The following is a 17282-nucleotide window of genomic DNA, read 5'->3' on the forward strand; positions in this document are numbered from 1 at the left end:
GGCATCAGACAGCGCAATGATGGGCCAGCACCGACTTCACGAATTCCCGCACGGCCTGTTCGCTCGGAAACATGTCCGGCCACTCGGCCAGCACCCGATCGACGATCTCGTCGCCCGAGCGCTGGCCATCGACCTGCGCGAGCACGAAGGCGCGAGCCTTGCCCTCGTGGCTGAGCGTGAGCGGGCGAGCGGGCTGCTTGACCAAGTCGGCAGGGGTCAGGACCGTGCTCTTGAAGGTCGACATTTGCTGCCGCTTCGCTTGGCCGGGAGGCTGGATCGTCCACGAAATCAGGGTGTCATCAGCGCGAAAGCGCACCGTCACGCCGACCGCATCGCCGGCCTCGACAGGGAAGCTTTCCTCGGCCGGCAGGAACGCCTGCGAGCGGCGGATGCTTTCGTCCACCAGCGGGTTGTTGGTCATTCTGACGCCATCGCAAAGACGGCAGTCGAACCAGCCGGCGAGGCCGTCGAACCTGCCGGCGCGGGTCGCAGTGAGCACCGCTTCGAAGCTGAAGAAATCGGGTTCGTCCGCCGCGAGATCGACATGGCCGAGCGCAACCGGGGCAGCGATCAGATCAACGGGCGAAAATTGATGGGAATACCGCACGTTGCGGCTGAGCCGGTCGAGCCAGCGAAACTGCCCAGGCACGCAGTCGCGCGTCCAGCCGTCCGCCTTGGCGAGGCATTCGTCCGACGAGACCCCGGCCACCATCAGATCCAGCGCCTGCGGAATCATCGCCCCGCCAGGCTTCAGAAACCGCTGGCGCGCGTCGCGCATCAGCGGGATGATGCCGTAATCGAAACCGAAGAAGCCGACATGATCGCAGATGATCAGATCGACCGGTTCGGGCAGCACGGTGCGGAAAGTCGAGCCGGCGATACATTCATAGCGGTCTCCATAACCGCAACGGTTCATCACCTCGCGCGCAAGATGAACCGCATCGCTGCTGTCGATACCCCACACCTTGTCCGCCCCGGCTTCGAGGCAGAACAGCCCGAGCACGCCGACGCCGCAGCCGAGATCGGCCACGCGTTCACCGGGCCTAAGCGTCGCTTCGATTGCCTGCCGGTAAAGCGCATTGCGCCCGGGCAGGGTGAGATATTCGATATGCTCGGCGAGAACGTCGGACATGGACAGAGCTTCCAAGACGCCGCGTTGGGCGGGGTCCTAAACATGAAAGCCTCGCCTAACAGGGTTAGGCGAGGCAATCTGAATAAGACAGGAAGAGGTTCTAGATCAGGGAACCTGAACCATGGTGATGGTGCCGTCCATCATCATCGTGCCGCTGCCACCAGTCAGATTGCGGACCGATCCGAATTCGACCAGACGCGGGCTCGAATAGGTGTTCTTGCTGATTTCCTTGGTCATGTCCCAATCCTAACTCTAGTGTCCCCAAGTTCGTCATCTTGCGACGAACAAAACGATAAAAATGCTGCAACCGCGTACAGCCCCCATAGCTCCCATGAGCGGTCGTCGTCAACCGTATTTACAAATCCGGGCGGAATTAACCTCTCCAAACCGCTGCTTTCGCAGAAATTCTCGAGGAAGGGTCGGCCCTCTTCGCGGCAGAACCGGCCCATTTCGCTGTCGATCGCGTCCGATTCGAAGTCGGCCTTGGTGCGCCGATCAAGGATCATGTCGGGCAAGATACCGCGCAACGCAATTCGGTGAATGACCTTGGTTAAGCCGGCCCGGTTGCGGATGTGCTCCGGCGTGGCAAGGCTGAAGCGGATGAATTGCCGAGAGAACATCGGATGGCGTGGTTCGATCCCGTTGAGGCCGCGCTGGCGCTGCATCCGCGCTCTGGCATAGGCACCAAAGGGCGAGGAGAACATGTTCTGCTTCGTCCATTGGTGCGGATCGGCCGGAAGCGAAAGATCATAGGCCGCCTCTTGTTGCTCGAGCAGCGCGCGCGCCTCGGGCTTGAGCCAATAATAGGACTGAGGATCGCGATAGACCCGTCGCCGCCGCAGCGCGCGGACCAGAGTCCGAACGCGATCCGGCGCGAAGGCCGACAGACCGATCCGCAGCGCCTTCGGCAGGATGTTGCCCCAGCCCAGACGCGCGGCATCGGCCCGAAGGGCACGCAGAAAAGCAGTCCAATCGGCATCCCGCACGAATTCACGGTAATAGACCCGGCTGCCCTGCAGCCATTCGTCACCGCCATCGCCATTGATATAGACCCTGGCTCCGTCGGCATGGACCCTTTGCTCGATCCGCATGGTCATCGCGCCATTGGTGGGGATCGGCAGATCCCGCTCGCCGCGCGCCTGCTGGATGTACCAATCAAGCGATGGGCGGAACAGCGGCACCTCGGTCAAGGTCCGCCCGATCTTGTCCGCTGCCGCCCGCGCATAGGGCAATTCGAATGCACGGCTTCCGGGCTCGGCTGCCAGCGTATATCCCTGAAATCCGGGGGCGAGCAGCCGGCCCTCGCGTTCAAGCTGGTCGGCAAGGCAGTAGAGCGATGACGAATCCAGCCCCCCGCTGACCGCAATGCCCAGCGGCGCATGACTGCGGGTCGTGCGGCGGAGTGCGTCAGCCAGCATCGCGCGGTAGTGCTCGGCATATTCGGCATCGCTGCGGTATCGCAGCCTTTCGCCGAAAGGCAGCGTGTAATAGCGCCGCGTGACGAGGCCATTGCCGTCGCAAGTGAGCCAATGGGCCTGCTCGAGCCGCTTGATTTCCCGCCACACCGTGTCCTGCGGCAGGAACAGCTGCACCGCCGCCACGCCGACGAGATAATCGTGGTTCGGCTCGGGCGGCGGATCGAGTGCAGCAAACACCGCCGGGATGTCCGAGGCGATGAAAAGGGTTTCACCTCGCTGGCAATAGAACAGCGGCCGCAGGCCCTGATGGTCGCGCGCGGCGTAAAGACGCCCGGCACGCCTGTCAGCGATCACGAACGCGAATTCGCCCTCGATGCGGTCCGCGCAATCCTCGCCCCACTGCTCGTAGGCACGCAGCACCAGCTCAGCGTCCGAACGGTTGCGCAACACCGCGCCGCGCGCCAGCAGGTCGCTGCGCAGCTCCTCCCAATTGGTGAGATAACCATCAAGCACCAGCGCGAGGGCTTCATCCTCGTTGGTATGCGGCTGGCCGGCTTCCATCGCTTCGGCGGTGGTGTGAAGAATGCTTGCGCCCAAGGCGAAGCAACCGTGCACCCAGCGCCCCTCGCCGTCATAGGCGCGCCCGGCCATGGCCGCCATCATAGCGTCAAGCTGGCGCGCACGCGCCGGGCCGGCCGAAAAGATTGCGGCAATTCCCGTCATCGCCGCTCTAGATCAAACCGTCTCCGCCGCATTCTTTGAACAACTCGCACAAAGGTCCGAGTTCGGGGATGTCAAACCGATGCGGCCACAGGTGCGGCCACACCAGATCCTTGCAGCCCGCCGGATAATAATGGAAAAACAGCAGGCTGCAAAAACCGCCAGGGGCGATGGCGTCGCGGTAGTGCCATTGCGAGGAACCGTTGAACAGCAAGGCTTCGCCGGGCCGCAGCACGTGGGGGCGAAAACCAAGTGCCGGATCGGACTTGATCGCTTGGGGGTCCCAGTTGCGCATGGTTTCCACGGTCGGCCAGTCGACCACCTTGCTGAACCAGATCGGCCAGTCTTCGCTCTGTTCGATACAGTAATCGAGCGTGAACATCGACTCCGGCTCGTCCATGTGCGGATCGCAGCGCCCCGCTCCGCCGTAGAGGCTCAGGAAATTGTAGCCTAACTCCAAATCAAGTCCCACCAGCGCACTCATGCGCGGCAGCAATTGCTGCTGGAGTTCGACGAACAGCGGATAGTCGTGAACGATATGGCGACCGAAATCGCGCAGCTCATAGTCCTTGATGCATTCCGCCGGGATCGATCGGGCCGCCTCGCGGATCTGCGCACGCGTCGGCGCATCGAACAGGTCATCGATCACGATGTTGCGGAAATTGGCGGGCGGCAGCAAAACGTCGAAGCCGCGCACGAAGTCTTCGAGCGCATCGGGCCGGACCTGCGCAAGGTAGAGCTTGGCGACTTCAAACCGGCGGTGAAAATGCGAATCGTACCAGGCGACTTTGCCGATCCGCCGGATGGCCGCCACAGCCATCATGTGCAGATCAAGGTAGGCCGGATCGCGCAGCTTTTCCCTGATCGCCTCGTCGAGCATCGGTTCATCCCGTATCGCGCAGCACCTTGAAACGGCTGCCTCGCGCGGCAATAAGCAAGCGGTGCCGAAACCGCAAGAAACACCTGCCCCTCCTGTCGTTTCCAGGCTGCGGCTGCGGGATGGCGGCTGGCTGATGGCCTATGCCCTGCGCGGGCTTCTCGAGCTGGTGCGGGCGCGGCTCGTCTTCGCGCGGCTCGCGGCGAGCGAGATTCCCGCGCGCAACCGCGCCGTGAGCAAGCTGGCCGGCCAAGGCGGGGGCACCGCCGATCCGGCCCACTTGGCGCGGATCGCCTATGTTCTTCCGCGCCTGTCCGCACGCCTGCCGTGGCGCAGCGATTGTTTGGTGCAGGCCATCGCCGCACAGAACTGGCTCGCAGCCGGGGGCCTCGCCGGCGAAATCCAGATCGGCGTGGAACGACCGGCCGATCGCCCCTTCGGCGCGCATGCCTGGCTGGTCCACCAAGGCATGGTGATCACCGGTGGCGAGATAGGTCGCTACGAGCGCTTGCTGGGCGAATCGGTGCTGTCACCCCAGCCGGACGAGCCCAATTCATCCCCGGCGACGGATTGCGATGAGTCGGCGAAAGGGGGGAAATCCGCGCTGGGCTAGGCTTGTGCTGATGATCTGTTTACCAAATTTGCTTATCGGGGTGTTGCCAAACTTGCTGCATTGCACTAGGTAATCGTACGAAGAGGCTTTAAGAGGGCTAAGATGATGATGAAAAACGTTACCCGCCTTGCAATGGCTGCGGCCGCCGCGTCAATGGCTGTGATGCCTATTGCCGCGCAGGCCAACACCCGCGCTGGCGACAGCGGCGCGGTCTACAGCGTTTCGGCTGCGCCGGGCTTGGGTCGCGCTGTGGAAGGCGAATCTGCCAAGAGCGGCTTCAGCATCATTCTCGGTCTTCTCGCCACCGCGGCGATCATCGGCGGCATCATCCTCGCCAGTTCGTCGGACGACAACGGCCAGTCGCCGGGCACCTGATCGGCCTGAGCCGCCCGACGCCTGCGGGCTTGTCCACAAGAAGCCCGGTACGCAGTGCCGGGCTTTTTTTCTGTTCTTCCCGCGCCGCTGCGGCACCTGTTCCGCCCAAGCATGATTTGAGGTTTGCCGTTGAACCATAACTTCACGCAACGGCTTTCCTTTCTAGCCCTTGTCGCCGTGCTGCTGATCGCCTTCGCCTTCGGCGGTGGCGGCAGCCGGTACGGGCTGGCCAACCTCACCGTGCAGCTCGCCGCAATCGCGGCGCTGGTTCCTCACCGTGTCGCACTGGCTCAGTTCTGGCGCACCGCAGGCACGCCGCTGCGCCTGCTGATCCTGCTCTCGCTGCTGCTGCCGCTGTTGCAGATCGTTCCGCTTCCACCAGCGATCTGGACCGCGTTGCCGGGACGCGATCTGGTGGCGCGCTCACTCGAGATGGTCGGCGATCAGACGGTCTGGATGCCGTTCAGCACCAACCCGCAGCGCACCATTCTTGCCCTGTCCGCGCTGATCACCCCGCTGGCGGTGCTGATCATCGGCTGGTCTTTGCCGCGGCCCCAGCTCCTCACCATTGGCTGGCTCGTCGCCGCCCTTGGACTGGTCACCATGCTGTTGGGTCTGCTCCAGCTCGGAGCGACCGATGACAGCGGCACTCTGTTCGGCTCGCGCAATCCGGGCAGCGTGCTGCTTGGAACTTTCGCCAATCGCAACTCCACCGGATTGCTGCTCGGGTTCTCGCTGGGCCTTGCCGCGCTCCTGCCGGTGCCCCGGTCTCACCCGGTGATACCGTTCGCGCGGGTCGCAATCTGCGGCCTGCTGGTGCTGACGATCTTCCTGACCAAGTCGCGCACCGCCATTTTACTGGCAGCGCTGCCGCTCGGCCTGGCCGGATTGAAGGCGCTGTGGTGGGCGCTGGGTGAACGCCGCGCGCTCGCCGGGACGCCGAACGCCGGCAGAGCCGGGGCAATCGTGCTGGGTGCCATCGCCCTGCTGGCCGTAAGCGGCACGGCACTGATCCTGGCCGCGCCCGGCCGGATCGGCGAGGCGCTGGAACGGTTCGAGGCCAAGGACGATCCGCGCCGCTTCATCTGGGAAGATGCCGCCTACAGCGCCGCGCGCTACTGGCCGGCGGGCGCGGGTATCGGGACGTTCGACGAAGTGTTTCAGGTGGACGAATCGCTCGAAAACCTGACCGTGCGCACGGCCGGGCGGGCGCATAACGACTATCTCGAACTGACGATCGAGGCGGGGTTGCCCGGACTGGCCCTGGCCGGCCTGTGGATGTTGCTTATCGCCTGGATGAGCTGGCGGGCGCGCCATTCCTCGCAGGCCTGGGCAGCCTGGGCTGGCAGCTGCTTTCTGCTCGCCATCGCGCTGCAATCGATCACCGACTATCCGCTGCGCAACCAGACGATTCTCGCCTTCGCGGCCTTTGCGCTGGTGCTGCTGGGCCGGATCGCGGCCGACCAGCAGAAGGAACGGCCATGATCGCCAAGATATTGTGGCCAACGATGCTGATCGCGCTCGCGCTGGTGACCGGCTTGCTCCAGCTTGACCGCCAGGCCGATCTTTCCCCCGCGCTCGCCCCGCTCGTGCCGCAGCCGCTGCGCAATTACGCCCAGCCACGGATTGCCGCCCTCGCGGCCGAAGGCGGGGATGGTGCCCTCGCTCTGACCGAGGCCAAGCGTCTGGTGCTGCGCCGCCCCGTCCCGGCCGAACACCTCACCCTGCTGGCGATCGCCCAGACCAAGGCCGGAGAGCGCGAGCGGGCGGGACTGACGATCCAGATCGCCGGGCAACGCGGATGGCGCGATCCGGTTGCGCAAGAGGCGGTTTTGCGCCTCGCGCTTGCCGCCAACGACCTGCCCGAGGCGGCACGCCGCTATGGCGCGCTGTTCCTGCGCCGCGCCACGCCCGACACCTTGCTCAGCGACCTTGCGCCTGCCGTGCTCGCCGAAACCGACGGCCCGGGCCAGCGCGCGCTGGTTGACATCATCAGCGGAACCGACCGCTGGAACAGCATTTTCCTGCGGCGCGGCGTGAAGGTGATGCCGCCAGCGACCTTTGCCGACATCGCCGTGGCCAGCATCAAACGGGGCACGCGCTTCGATTGCGCGCTCCTGTTGCAGACGATCAGGGGCATGGGGCAGAAGGATCCCGCCGCCGCTGCGCGGGTGGCCGCCGCCGCGCGCCGCGACTGCCCTGAAATCGGCCCCTGAGCGCCGCCGGACAGATCACAGTGTGCGGATAATGCCTGAAAAATCGGTCGCTGCATTATCCTTGGCAAAGGCCTCGTAGATCGCGCGGGCGTGTTCGCCCAAGGCAACCTTTGCGCCCACGGCGTGCGCCGCGTCGATCGCCAGATTGAGATCCTTGAGCATCAGGCCCGCGGCAAACCCGCCCTGATAGTCGTTATCCGCCGGGGATTTCGGCCCGACACCGGGGACCGGACAATAGGATGTCATCGACCAGTTCTGGCCCGAGGAGACGCTCGCAATATCGTAGAAGACCTGCGGATCGAGCCCGAGCTTGTGCGCCATGGCAAAGGCCTCGCAGGTGCCGATCATGTGGATCGCCAGCAGCATGTTGTTGCAGATCTTGGCCGCCTGCCCGTTGCCGGCTTGCCCTGCATGGATCACCGCCTTGCCCATCGCGGCAAGGATCGGTTCGGCGCGGGCGAAGGCTTCGTCCGAGCCGCCGACCATGAAGGTGAGCGTGCCGCCTGCCGCCGCTGCAATCCCGCCGCTGACGGGCGCATCGACCATCTGATAGCCATGCACCTCGCTCACCGCGATCACTTCACGCGCGGTGGCGACGTCGATGGTGGAGCAATCGAGCAGGATCGCACCCTCGGGCGCGTGGCCGATCACCTCGTCCCAATAGACCTGTTTGACGATCGCGCCGTTGGGCAGCATCGAGACGACGGCTTGTGCCTCGGCGCAGGCGTCCTTCGCCGAGGCGAAGGTCTGGCAACCAGCCTCGCGGGCATGCGCGAGCGCGGCTTGGGAAAGGTCGAACGCGCGAACCTGATGGCCTGCCTTGACAAGGTTTGCGGCCATTCCGCCGCCCATGTTGCCAAGGCCGATGAAGGCGATTTTCATGGCTTACTGCTCCCTTCGCGGCGAGATCAACGCCCCTTCCACTGCCCTTCGCGCTTCTCGATGAAGGCGGCCATGCCTTCGGCCTTGTCTTCGCTCGCGGTAAGGATCTGGAAGATCCGGCGTTCGACGATCAAGCCCTGATCGAGGGTCATCTCGAAGGCCGAATTGACCATTTCCTTGTTGGCAATCGCTGCCATCGGCGGCATGGCGGCGATGGTCGCGGCGGTCTTGAGGCACTCGGCAATCAGCTCCTCATGCGGCACCACACGGGCGACGAGGTTGCTGCGCTCGGCTTCTTGCGCATCCATCATCCGCCCGGTGAGGCACATTTCCATCGCCTTCGACTTGCCGATCGCACGGGTCAGCCGCTGCGAACCGCCCATGCCGGGGGCAACCCCCAACTTGATTTCGGGCTGGCCGAACTTGGCCTTGTCCGAGGCGATGATGAAATCCGCCATCATCGCCAGCTCGCACCCGCCGCCCAGCGCAAAGCCGTTGACCGCGGCGATCCACGGCTTGCGGGTCTTCTTGACGATCTCGCTGGTCCAGGGGCTGAAAAAATCGTCGAGATAGAAATCGGCCGCCGGCTTTTCGGCCATCTCCTTGATGTCGGCGCCTGCGGCAAAGGCCTTGTCGCCGCTGCCGGTGAGGATCGCGCACAGCTGGGTGCTGTCGGCCTGAAAGGCGGCGAAGGCCTCGATCAGCTCGGTGAGCACCTGCGAATTGAGCGCGTTGAGCGCCTGCGGGCGATTGATCGTCAGCAGCGTGACGCCCTTGGTGCCGCGGGCATCGGGTTCGGCGATGATGGTTTCGTAGGTCATAGGGGTTGCCATTCCTCTTCGACGGGAAGGGGCGCGAAGATGCTGTCGAGCAATTCCTCGCTCACCCCTTCCGGGGTGGCCGGATCCCACTTTGGATCATTGGTCTTGTCGATGATGACCGCGCGCACGCCTTCGGCAAAGTCGGGACGGGTCAGCACGCGGCTGGCGATGCGGTATTCCATCCGCATGTTGTCGGCAAAGTCAGTCAGGGCGGCACTTTGCGCAAGCTGGCGCAGCGCGACCTTACAGGTCTGCGGACTCTTGGTGCCGAGCGTATCGCGCTCCTTCATCGCCCAGTCGTCACCCGCCCCGGCTGCCGCTTCCAGACTGGCGAGAATGTCCTCGTAGCGATCGGAAGCAAAGTGCTTGGCGATCTTGTCGGCGTTGGCCTCGATCCGCGCCTTGGGCAGGGTGCCGACTGGTTCGCTCAGGATGCCGGCAATCCGATCGGGGTGATCGTGGATCCGGCCCTTTAGGACTCCCACCATGTCGTGCGGGACGCAATGCGTCGCCAGCCCGGCCCACAGGCATTCCGACCCGTCGAGCCGCGCGCCGGTCAGCGCGAGGAACTGTCCGAGCCGCCCCCCGAGCCGCGAAAGATACCAGCCGCCGCCGACATCGGGGAACAGGCCGATGCCGGTTTCGGGCATGGCAAAGCGGGTGTTTTCCGTCGCCACCCGGTATCTGGCAGGCTGCGAAATGCCCACCCCGCCACCCATCGTGATGCCGTCCATGAAGGCGACGATCGGCTTGGCATAGGTGAACATCTGGTGGTTGAGCTGGTATTCGTCGTGAAAGAACTTGCGCCCCGAAACCCCGCCATCGTTGAGCGCCGAATTGCGCAGGAAGGCGATGTCCCCGCCTGCGCAGAAGCCCCGGCCCTCGGCATGATCGAGGATCACCGCCTTGATGGTGTCATCCGCCGCCCACGCGCTCAGCGCCGCGCTCATCGCATGGCACATCTCCAGTGTCAGCGCGTGCAGCGCCTTGGGCCGGTTGAGGCTGATATGGCCGATCGGGCCATGGGTAGCGATCAGGACGTCGTCGGTCATCTTTCCCTCTTGCCCGGCAATCACTGGCGCAGCAGATCGCGGCCCACGACCATACGCATGATCTGGTTGGTGCCTTCAAGGATCGAATGAACTCTGAGATCGCGCCAGAAGCGTTCGATGGGATAATCCCTGAGATAACCATAGCCGCCGAACAGCTGCAACGCCCGGTCGACCACCGCCGAGCCATTGTCGGTCGCCAGCCGCTTGGCCATCGCGGAAAAGCGCGTCTTGTCGGGCGCGTTGTCGGTCACCTTGGCGGCGGCGAGATACAGCAGCGCCCGCGCCGCCTCGAGATCGGTCGCCATGTCGGCAAGCATGAACTGGGTGTTCTGGAACTCGGCCACCGCCTGCCCGAACTGCTTGCGCTCCTTGGTGTATCTGATTGCCTCGTCGAGACAGCGTTGCGCGCCGCCGAGCGAGCAGGCACCAATATTCAGTCGTCCGCCGTCCAGTCCCATCATCGCGATACGAAAGCCCTCGCCCTCGGCGCCGACGAGATTCTCCACCGGCACGCGCACGTCTTCGAGGATCAGCTGCGCGGTCGGCTGCGAATGCCAACCGAGCTTCTTTTCCTGCGCGCCGAAGCTGACGCCGGGCATGTCCTTTTCGATCACCATGCAGGAAATGCCCTTGGGGCCGTCCGCGCCGGTGCGCACCATCACGACATAGATCTCGTTCGCGCCCGCGCCCGAGATGAACTGCTTGGTGCCGTTGAGGATGTAATGATCCCCTTCCCTGCGCGCCGTGGTCTTGAGCGCCGCCGCATCAGAACCCGAACCGGGTTCGGTCAGGCAATAGCTGGCGATTGCGTCCATGGTGACGAGGCTGGGCAGGTATTTCGCCTTCACGGTGTCACTGCCGAAGCGGTCGATCATCCAGGCTGCCATGTTGTGAATCGAGATGAAGGCGCTGGTCGAAGGGCAGCCATAGGCCATTGCCTCCATGATCAGCGCCGCCTCGAGCCGCCCCAGCCCGATCCCGCCGGACTGTTCCGACACATAGATCGCCCCGAAGCCCAACTCGGCGCTGCGCTGGATCACCGCGCGCGGGAAAATGTGCTTTTCATCCCATTCGGCGGCGTAAGGCGTGATGTGATCGGCAGTGAAGCGCTGGGCAACTTCGCGGATCGCCAGCTGATCTTCGGTGAGTTGAAACTGTCCGTGCATGACGCGCTGCTCTAACCGGCTTTGCGGGGTTGGAAAAGGCTGGCGGTCACGGCCGCCCTGCGGTTTTTTGCTAGGATGGCGCACGGCCCCGCGGGCGGGCGCGGCGATGCAGCACCGCGCGTGCGCCCCGGCTGTCAGTCGCGCACCACGGCCTCGGCCTCGATCTCGACCCGCCATTCGGGTCGGCATAGCCATGCCACGCCCGCCATGGTCGCGGCCGGACGGGCCGCGCCGAAGAAGCGCGCATGAACCGCGCCAACGATGTCCTGATCTTGCGGATCGGTGAGCAACATCCGGGTGCGGACCACATCCGCCGCGCTGCCGCCCAGCTCCTCGATCGCGGCGACGATGATCGCGCAGCAGCGCGCTGCCTGTTCGCCAGCGCCGCCCGGCGTGGTCGAGCCATCAGGCTCGACCGGGCCGGTGCCCGCAACGATGATGCGATCACCCTGCCGCACCGCGCGGGCGAAGCCGAAGGCCGCTTCATAGGGCGAACCCGAGGTCGCCCATCTGCGCCCGTCTGGCCGCTCGCGCATAATCATCCGCAGGTGATGTCAACGATCTTCATGCGCTCGTCATAGCGCACGTTCACGCGGTCCTGACGGTAGTCCATCGTCCAGGCACCATTGGGCGGGCCCCAGCGCAGGGTGCGCGCACCGCTGGCCCTGAGGATCGCCTCGCCCGTCGCTTGGGTCGCGTCATGGCCGACATGAACCTGCGCTGGCGCGGCATTGCAGACCATCGGCACGGGCGGCGGCGGCACAGCCTCAGCGCGGTCGGGCGCTTCGTCGCCGATATTTACCACACAGGCCGAAAGTCCCGACGCCAGTAAGCCGGCAGCGGCGATGCGTGTTGCCGTCTGTCTCATGTGTCAGCGTTCTCCCTCGCCAGCGCCGGACCGGGCTGGACACAAGCCTCGGATAACAGCCCTGGCGCGACAATTGAACCCGCGCTCCAGACGTTGGGCGGTTCAGCGCGTGTGCTTGTCGAGTTCGTCGCCGCTTACGGTGACCACATGCAACAGGTTGGTTGCGCCCGGTGTTCCGAAAGGCACGCCCGCCAGCACGATCAGCTTGCTTCCGGCTTCGCCGAAACCATGGCGCAGCGCCATGCGCTTGCCCTTGCCGATCATCTCCTCGAAGCTGCCGATATCTTTGGTCGCCACGGCGTGCGCGCCCCACAACAGCGCCACCCGCCGCGCGGTGCGGATCGAGGGGGTGAGCACCAGCACCGGTGTCGCGGGACGTTCGCGCGCCACCCGCCGCGCGGTCGAACCCGATGCGGTGAACACGGTGATCGCGCTGATCGGCAGGGTGTCGGCAATCGTCATGCAGGCGTGCGCCAGCGCGTCGGAGGTGGTCGCATCGGGCGGGGTTTCGAGGAAGCGCACCCGCGCCTTGTAGCCCTCGTCATTTTCTACCTGCACGGCGATGCGGTCCATCATCGCGACCGATTCTTCGGGCCAGGCGCCCGCCGCGCTCTCGGCCGAGAGCATCACCGCATCAGCCCCGTCATACACCGCGTTGGCGACATCGGAGACCTCGGCGCGGGTCGGCGTGGGCGCCTCGATCATCGATTCAAGCATCTGCGTCGCCACGATCACCGGCTTGCCCGCCCGGCGCGCGGCATTGACGATGCGCTTCTGCAACGGCGGCACCTCGTAGGGTTCGAGCTCGACGCCCAGATCGCCGCGTGCGACCATCAGGCCATCGGCCAGCTCGATGATCGATTCGAGCCGGCGGACGGCCTGCGGCTTCTCGATCTTGGCGCAGATCGCAGTGCCGTGGCTGCCGATCAGCTTGCGCGCCTCGGCGATGTCCTCGGGGCGCTGGACGAATGACAGCGCAATCCAGTCCGCCCCGTGCTCGGTAGCGAAGGCGAGATCGCGGCGGTCCTTTTCGGTCAGCGCCGGGATCGGCACTTCGGCATCGGGGACGTTGACGCCCTTGCGGTCGGAAATCACGCCGCCCACCTCGGCGGTGCACAGAATGCGGCTGTCGTCGGCTTCGAGTACCTTCAAGCGGATCTTGCCGTCATTGATCAGCAGCCGCTGCCCGCGCTCCATGATGCCGAAAAGTTCCGGATGCGGCAGGCCAACGCGGGTCTCGTCGCCGGGGGTCTCGTCACGATCGAGCACGAAGTGGCCCGAATGACGGATCACCGCCTCGCCATTCCGGAAGGTGCCCACCCTGAGCTTGGGCCCTTGCAGATCGGCAAGGATCGCGATCGGGCGCGCAAACTGCTTTTCCAGCGCCCGGATCGCGGCGATCACGGGTTCGTGATCGGCATGGGAGCCGTGGCTCATGTTGAGGCGGAAAGCATCCGCCCCGGCGCGCATCAGCCTTTCCAGCATCTCGGGCGAACGGCTGGCCGGACCGATGGTGGCCAGAATCTTGATCTTCCGGCCGCGCGGGTCGATCCTTGACTGATCGCGTCGTGACATGCGTGTGTGTCCCTCTTGGGGGCATGCCTATGGCACAGGCGTCGTTCAACTCAAGGAAAAGCCGTGATGAATAGCAATGCCGATCCGCTCGATACTCTGGATGACGCCCAGGCAGCCGCCGCCTTTCGCCGGCTGGTGCGCCACCTGAGGCACCGCCACGATGTGCAGAACATCGACCTGATGGGTCTTGCCGGGTTCTGCCGCAACTGCCTTGCCGACTGGATCCGCGATGCCGGCTATCCCGGCGACAAGGAAGCCGCGCGCGCCTTGATCCACGGGATGCCGAGCGCCGAATGGAAGGAGCGCTTTCAGACCCCGGCAACCGCCGAGCAGCTCGCGCGGATGGATGCCAGCATCGCGAAGAACGCACAGGATTAATTCGCCCGGGCGGTTCAATCCGGACGCCGGGCTGGCTATCGCCCCGGCCCACCGATTCTCAATTCCGATGGAGACCCCCTATGGCCGAAACCTATGCCTCAAGCAGCGAAGCGGCGGGCAGCAAGAACGCCAATGCCACCGATGACCGCCTGCGCCTCTTGATCGAACGCATCGAACGCCTCGAGGAAGAGAAGAAGGGCATCGCCGATGACATCCGCGACGTCTACATGGAGGCCAAGGCGGTCGGCTATGATCCCAAGATCATGCGCCAGATCGTGCGCCTCAGGAAGATGAAGCCCGATGATCGCAGCGAGCAGGACATGCTGCTGGAAACCTACAAGACCGCGCTGGGCATGGCCTGAGGAGGCAACCCGGCCGGAGCCGGCATTGCGCTTTCCTTCTGCTGTGTTATCTTTCTAATACAGCTTTGAGAGGAGAACACCGATGGCATCCCCCTGGAAAGACGCGCGCGGCGTGATCGTCAGCACCACCCCGACGCTCGAAGGTCATCCGATCCAGGAATATTGCGGCATCGTCACCGGCGAGGTGATCGTGGGCGCAAACCTGTTCCGCGATCTGTTCGCCAACATCCGCGACATCGTCGGCGGGCGTTCGGGCAGCTACGAACGCATCCTCGCCGATGCGCGCAACCAGGCGATCGCGGAATTGCAGGCCGAAGCCGCCGCGCGCGGAGCCAATGCGGTGGTGGCGGTCGATCTCGATTACGAGGTGGTCGGTGCGCAAGGCTCGATGCTGATGGTCAGCGCCAGCGGCACGGCGGTGAAGGTCTGACCGGCCCTCACCACCAGCCGTACTCCCCGGCGAGGAACACCACGTTATAGGCCGCATGGTGCACGATCGCCGCGCGCAGGCCCAGCCGGGTGCGGGTGTAGGCGAGCAGCAATCCGCCGATGGTCTGCGGCAGCACCACCAGCACGCCTAGCGGGCTTGCGAGCGGCTCGTAATTGCCGAGGTGAATCAGCCCGAACAGCAGCGAGCTGCCCCACACGAACCAGTGGAAATGGCGGGTGAACCACGCCGGCACCGCGGTGTCTTGCGCACGCGTCAGGCTCCAATGCACCAGCCCCGCGAGCGCCACCGCCACGCCCGTCAGCCCCAAGGTCTCGGCAAGCGCGGGAGGAACGAACAGCCCGGCGATGAAGATCCCCTCGGCGGCAAAGCCATAGGCCGCGAAGCGCAGCGCCGCGATCCGGCCGGTCAGCCAGCCGCGATAGACCAGCTCTTCCAGCACCGGCGCGAACAGGAGATAGCCGAACAGGTCCTCGGCCAGCGTCGTCTCTTCCTCGATCGGGGCGGGCAGGAAGGCGGCAAGCGAATCGAGCCACTCGGTCACCATGGCCGCAAGCGCATCGAGCGCGAGATCGAGCACGAATACCGCGAACAGCACCAGCAGCAAGGTGCGGCCCCATGGCAACGGCACCCCGCAAGGCACCGGACGCCACATGAAGCGGGCCAGATCGACCAGCCATGCGCCCTGCCCCGCTTCTGCGCTCACCAGCGGCCTTGCATCCGCCTTCGCGCTCGGAGTAAGGCGCGGCCCACGTTGTTCCTCATCCCGGTGAAGTTCGTCCAATGGCAGGTCATTCCAAGTTCAAGAACATCATGCACCGCAAGGGTGCACAGGACAAGAAACGCGCGGCGATGTTCTCCAAGCTCAGCCGCGAGATCACCGTGGCGGCGAAGATGGGCCTGCCCGATCCCGATATGAACCCGCGCCTGCGCCTTGCGGTGAATGCCGCCAAGGCGCAGTCCATGCCCAAGGACAATATCCAGCGTGCCATCGACAAGGCCTCGCAGGCGGGCGGCGAGGACTATGTCGAAATGCGCTATGAAGGCTATGGGCCGGGCGGGGTGGCGCTGATTGTCGAGGCGCTGACCGACAACCGCAACCGCACCGCCACCAACGTGCGCACCGCCTTCAGCAAGAACGGCGGCAACCTCGGCTCCGAAGGCTCGGTGAGCCACGGCTTCGAGCGGCGCGGGCTGATCGAGTATTCCGCCAGCGCGGGCGACGAGGAGAAGGTGCTCGAAGCCGCGATCGAAGCTGGCGCGGACGATGTCGAAAGTTCCGAGGATGGACACACCATCTGGACCGCCCCCGACGCGCTGCACGGCGTGGCAAGCGCGCTCGAAAAGGTGCTCGGCCCGGCGGATAATGTGAAGCTCGCGTGGAAGCCGGTGCTGACGGTCGATGTCAACGAAGAGGTCGCCGGCACGCTGATGAAGCTGATCGACGCGCTCGAGGATGACGACGACGTGCAGACCGTGTGGGGCAATTACGAAATCCCTGACGACGTGATGGAGAAGCTGGGCTGATCATCCTCGGCCTCGACCCCTCGCTTTCCTCGACCGGGTGGGGGGTGATCCGCAGCGAGGGCGCGCGGATTACGCATATCGCCAACGGCCAGATCACGACCGACGCGCGCGCGCCGATAGCCGAGCGGCTGGCGGCGGTGCAAAGCGGTCTGGCCGCCGTGATCGCCGCGCACCGCCCGGCCCGCGCCGCGGCGGAGGAGATCTTCCTCAACAAGAATCCCCAGTCGACGCTCAAGCTCGCACAGGCGCGCGGCGCGGTGCTGGCGGCGTGCGGGGTGGCGGGGCTGGCGGTGAACGAACATGCCGCGCGGCTGGTCAAGAAGGCGGTCACCGGCACCGGCGGGGCCGAGAAACAGCAGGTCGCGGCGATGGTGAAGGTGCTGCTCCCCGGCGTGGCGATTGCGGGAAGCGACGCCGCCGACGCGCTCGCCGTGGCGATTGCCGATGCGCATCTCGCCCCGCGCCCTTGACCCGAGGCTTCGGCATTGCAAGGACACGGGAATGATCCACCTCTACGGCATTGCCAATTGTGATAGGGTGAAGAAGGCGCGCGCCTGGCTCGATGCGCAGGGCAAGGACTATGCCTTCCACGACTACAAAAAGGAGGGCGCAGACCCGGAGAAGATCGCCGGCTGGATCGCCGCTGCCGGGCTGGATGTGCTGGTCAACCGCAAGGGGACGACCTTCCGCGCGCTATCGGACGAGGACAAGGCAAAAGCCGCCGATGCCGCGCGCGCGCCGGCCCTGCTCGCTGCCAACCCCGCGGTGATCAAGCGGCCCGTCGTCGAGCACGATGGCGGCATACTGGTGGGCTTCAAGCCGGACGACTGGGCCGCCGCGCTCGGCTGAGCC

The 17282-nt window shown here is 65.1% G+C and carries 22 protein-coding genes; 10 read left to right on the forward strand and 12 right to left on the reverse strand.

Annotated features, from left to right (window positions below):
* Positions 1–4: 4 nt before the first annotated feature.
* From BZF61_RS05110 to BZF61_RS05120, 4 genes are all read right to left on the reverse strand, one after another.
* Entirely contained in the window at positions 5–1132 is a 1128-nt protein-coding gene (locus BZF61_RS05110) for a 50S ribosomal protein L11 methyltransferase (RefSeq protein ID WP_086617558.1), read from the reverse strand.
* 105 nt (positions 1133–1237) lie between these two features.
* On the reverse strand, positions 1238–1369 hold the full coding sequence (locus tag BZF61_RS15545; protein ID WP_143736927.1) for a lasso RiPP family leader peptide-containing protein: 132 nt from the start codon (positions 1367–1369) through the stop codon (positions 1238–1240).
* Positions 1366–3273, reverse strand: a complete 1908-nt coding sequence (locus tag BZF61_RS05115) for an asparagine synthetase B family protein (RefSeq protein WP_086617559.1) — start codon at positions 3271–3273, stop codon at positions 1366–1368. The genes BZF61_RS15545 and BZF61_RS05115 overlap by 4 nt, the downstream gene beginning before the upstream one ends.
* Positions 3274–3280: 7 nt before the next feature.
* Positions 3281–4150: a hypothetical protein gene (locus tag BZF61_RS05120; protein ID WP_086617560.1), complete on the reverse strand. Its 870-nt coding sequence runs from the start codon at positions 4148–4150 to the stop codon at positions 3281–3283.
* Positions 4151–4283: 133 nt separating this feature from the next.
* On the opposite strand from BZF61_RS05120, the gene BZF61_RS05125 reads away from it, so the two are divergent.
* The 4 genes from BZF61_RS05125 to BZF61_RS05140 all read left to right on the forward strand — a co-directional run bounded on the left by BZF61_RS05125 (position 4284) and on the right by BZF61_RS05140 (position 7351).
* A complete protein-coding gene (locus BZF61_RS05125; RefSeq protein WP_086617561.1) occupies positions 4284–4760 on the forward strand; it encodes a lasso peptide biosynthesis B2 protein in 477 nt (158 codons plus the stop codon).
* A 153-nt stretch (positions 4761–4913) separates the two neighbouring features.
* On the forward strand, positions 4914–5135 hold the full coding sequence (locus tag BZF61_RS05130; protein ID WP_143736929.1) for a hypothetical protein: 222 nt from the start codon (positions 4914–4916) through the stop codon (positions 5133–5135).
* A 177-nt stretch (positions 5136–5312) separates the two neighbouring features.
* Positions 5313–6620, forward strand: coding sequence for an O-antigen ligase family protein (locus tag BZF61_RS05135; RefSeq protein ID WP_086617563.1), 1308 nt, complete (start codon positions 5313–5315; stop codon positions 6618–6620).
* Positions 6617–7351, forward strand: coding sequence for a hypothetical protein (locus tag BZF61_RS05140; protein WP_086617564.1), 735 nt, complete (start codon positions 6617–6619; stop codon positions 7349–7351). The genes BZF61_RS05135 and BZF61_RS05140 overlap by 4 nt, the downstream gene beginning before the upstream one ends.
* 15 nt (positions 7352–7366) lie before the next feature.
* On the opposite strand, the gene mmsB is transcribed toward BZF61_RS05140, so the two are convergent.
* The 7 genes from mmsB to pyk all read right to left on the reverse strand — a co-directional run bounded on the left by mmsB (position 7367) and on the right by pyk (position 13715).
* Positions 7367–8233: a 3-hydroxyisobutyrate dehydrogenase gene (gene mmsB, locus BZF61_RS05145; RefSeq protein ID WP_086617565.1), complete on the reverse strand. Its 867-nt coding sequence runs from the start codon at positions 8231–8233 to the stop codon at positions 7367–7369.
* A 26-nt stretch (positions 8234–8259) separates the two neighbouring features.
* Positions 8260–9054: an enoyl-CoA hydratase-related protein gene (locus tag BZF61_RS05150; RefSeq protein ID WP_086617566.1), complete on the reverse strand. Its 795-nt coding sequence runs from the start codon at positions 9052–9054 to the stop codon at positions 8260–8262.
* Entirely contained in the window at positions 9051–10106 is a 1056-nt protein-coding gene (locus tag BZF61_RS05155; RefSeq protein ID WP_086617567.1) for an enoyl-CoA hydratase/isomerase family protein, read from the reverse strand. Before BZF61_RS05155 ends, BZF61_RS05150 begins: the two co-directional genes overlap by 4 nt.
* A 20-nt stretch (positions 10107–10126) precedes the next feature.
* Positions 10127–11272 carry an acyl-CoA dehydrogenase family protein gene (locus tag BZF61_RS05160; RefSeq protein WP_086617568.1) on the reverse strand — a complete coding sequence of 382 codons (1146 nt, stop codon included), beginning with the start codon at positions 11270–11272 and terminating at the stop codon, positions 10127–10129.
* Between the two features lie 134 nt (positions 11273–11406).
* Entirely contained in the window at positions 11407–11814 is a 408-nt protein-coding gene (locus BZF61_RS05165) for a RidA family protein (RefSeq protein WP_245804512.1), read from the reverse strand.
* Positions 11811–12140, reverse strand: coding sequence for an I78 family peptidase inhibitor (locus BZF61_RS05170; RefSeq protein ID WP_086617570.1), 330 nt, complete (start codon positions 12138–12140; stop codon positions 11811–11813). The genes BZF61_RS05165 and BZF61_RS05170 overlap by 4 nt, the downstream gene beginning before the upstream one ends.
* A gap of 102 nt (positions 12141–12242) precedes the next feature.
* Positions 12243–13715: a pyruvate kinase gene (gene pyk, locus BZF61_RS05175; protein ID WP_086617571.1), complete on the reverse strand. Its 1473-nt coding sequence runs from the start codon at positions 13713–13715 to the stop codon at positions 12243–12245.
* A gap of 66 nt (positions 13716–13781) precedes the next feature.
* Here pyk and BZF61_RS05180 point away from each other — a divergent pair, with 66 nt between their 5' ends.
* The 3 genes from BZF61_RS05180 to BZF61_RS05190 all read left to right on the forward strand — a co-directional run bounded on the left by BZF61_RS05180 (position 13782) and on the right by BZF61_RS05190 (position 14885).
* A complete protein-coding gene (locus tag BZF61_RS05180; RefSeq protein ID WP_086617572.1) occupies positions 13782–14093 on the forward strand; it encodes a DUF1244 domain-containing protein in 312 nt (103 codons plus the stop codon).
* An 80-nt stretch (positions 14094–14173) separates the two neighbouring features.
* Positions 14174–14455, forward strand: a complete 282-nt coding sequence (locus tag BZF61_RS05185; protein ID WP_086617573.1) for a DUF2312 domain-containing protein — start codon at positions 14174–14176, stop codon at positions 14453–14455.
* An 82-nt stretch (positions 14456–14537) separates the two neighbouring features.
* Positions 14538–14885, forward strand: a complete 348-nt coding sequence (locus BZF61_RS05190; RefSeq protein WP_211276718.1) for a heavy metal-binding domain-containing protein — start codon at positions 14538–14540, stop codon at positions 14883–14885.
* 7 nt (positions 14886–14892) lie between these two features.
* Here BZF61_RS05190 and BZF61_RS05195 read toward each other — a convergent pair whose 3' ends face one another.
* On the reverse strand, positions 14893–15609 hold the full coding sequence (locus BZF61_RS05195) for a CPBP family glutamic-type intramembrane protease (protein ID WP_143736932.1): 717 nt from the start codon (positions 15607–15609) through the stop codon (positions 14893–14895).
* Positions 15610–15686: 77 nt separating this feature from the next.
* Here BZF61_RS05195 and BZF61_RS05200 point away from each other — a divergent pair, with 77 nt between their 5' ends.
* Genes BZF61_RS05200 through BZF61_RS05210 form a run of 3 tightly spaced genes read left to right on the forward strand, consistent with a single transcriptional unit; the run spans position 15687 to position 17279 of the window.
* Positions 15687–16430, forward strand: coding sequence for a YebC/PmpR family DNA-binding transcriptional regulator (locus BZF61_RS05200; protein WP_086617575.1), 744 nt, complete (start codon positions 15687–15689; stop codon positions 16428–16430).
* Complete coding sequence (ruvC, locus tag BZF61_RS05205; protein WP_086617576.1) at positions 16427–16900, forward strand: crossover junction endodeoxyribonuclease RuvC; 474 nt, start codon at positions 16427–16429, stop codon at positions 16898–16900. The genes BZF61_RS05200 and ruvC overlap by 4 nt, the downstream gene beginning before the upstream one ends.
* A 31-nt stretch (positions 16901–16931) precedes the next feature.
* A complete protein-coding gene (locus BZF61_RS05210) occupies positions 16932–17279 on the forward strand; it encodes a Spx/MgsR family RNA polymerase-binding regulatory protein (RefSeq protein ID WP_086617577.1) in 348 nt (115 codons plus the stop codon).
* Positions 17280–17282 lie beyond the last annotated feature (3 nt).

The sequence above is a fragment of the Erythrobacter tepidarius genome, from assembly GCF_002155695.1.
Classification (GTDB): domain Bacteria; phylum Pseudomonadota; class Alphaproteobacteria; order Sphingomonadales; family Sphingomonadaceae; genus Erythrobacter; species Erythrobacter tepidarius.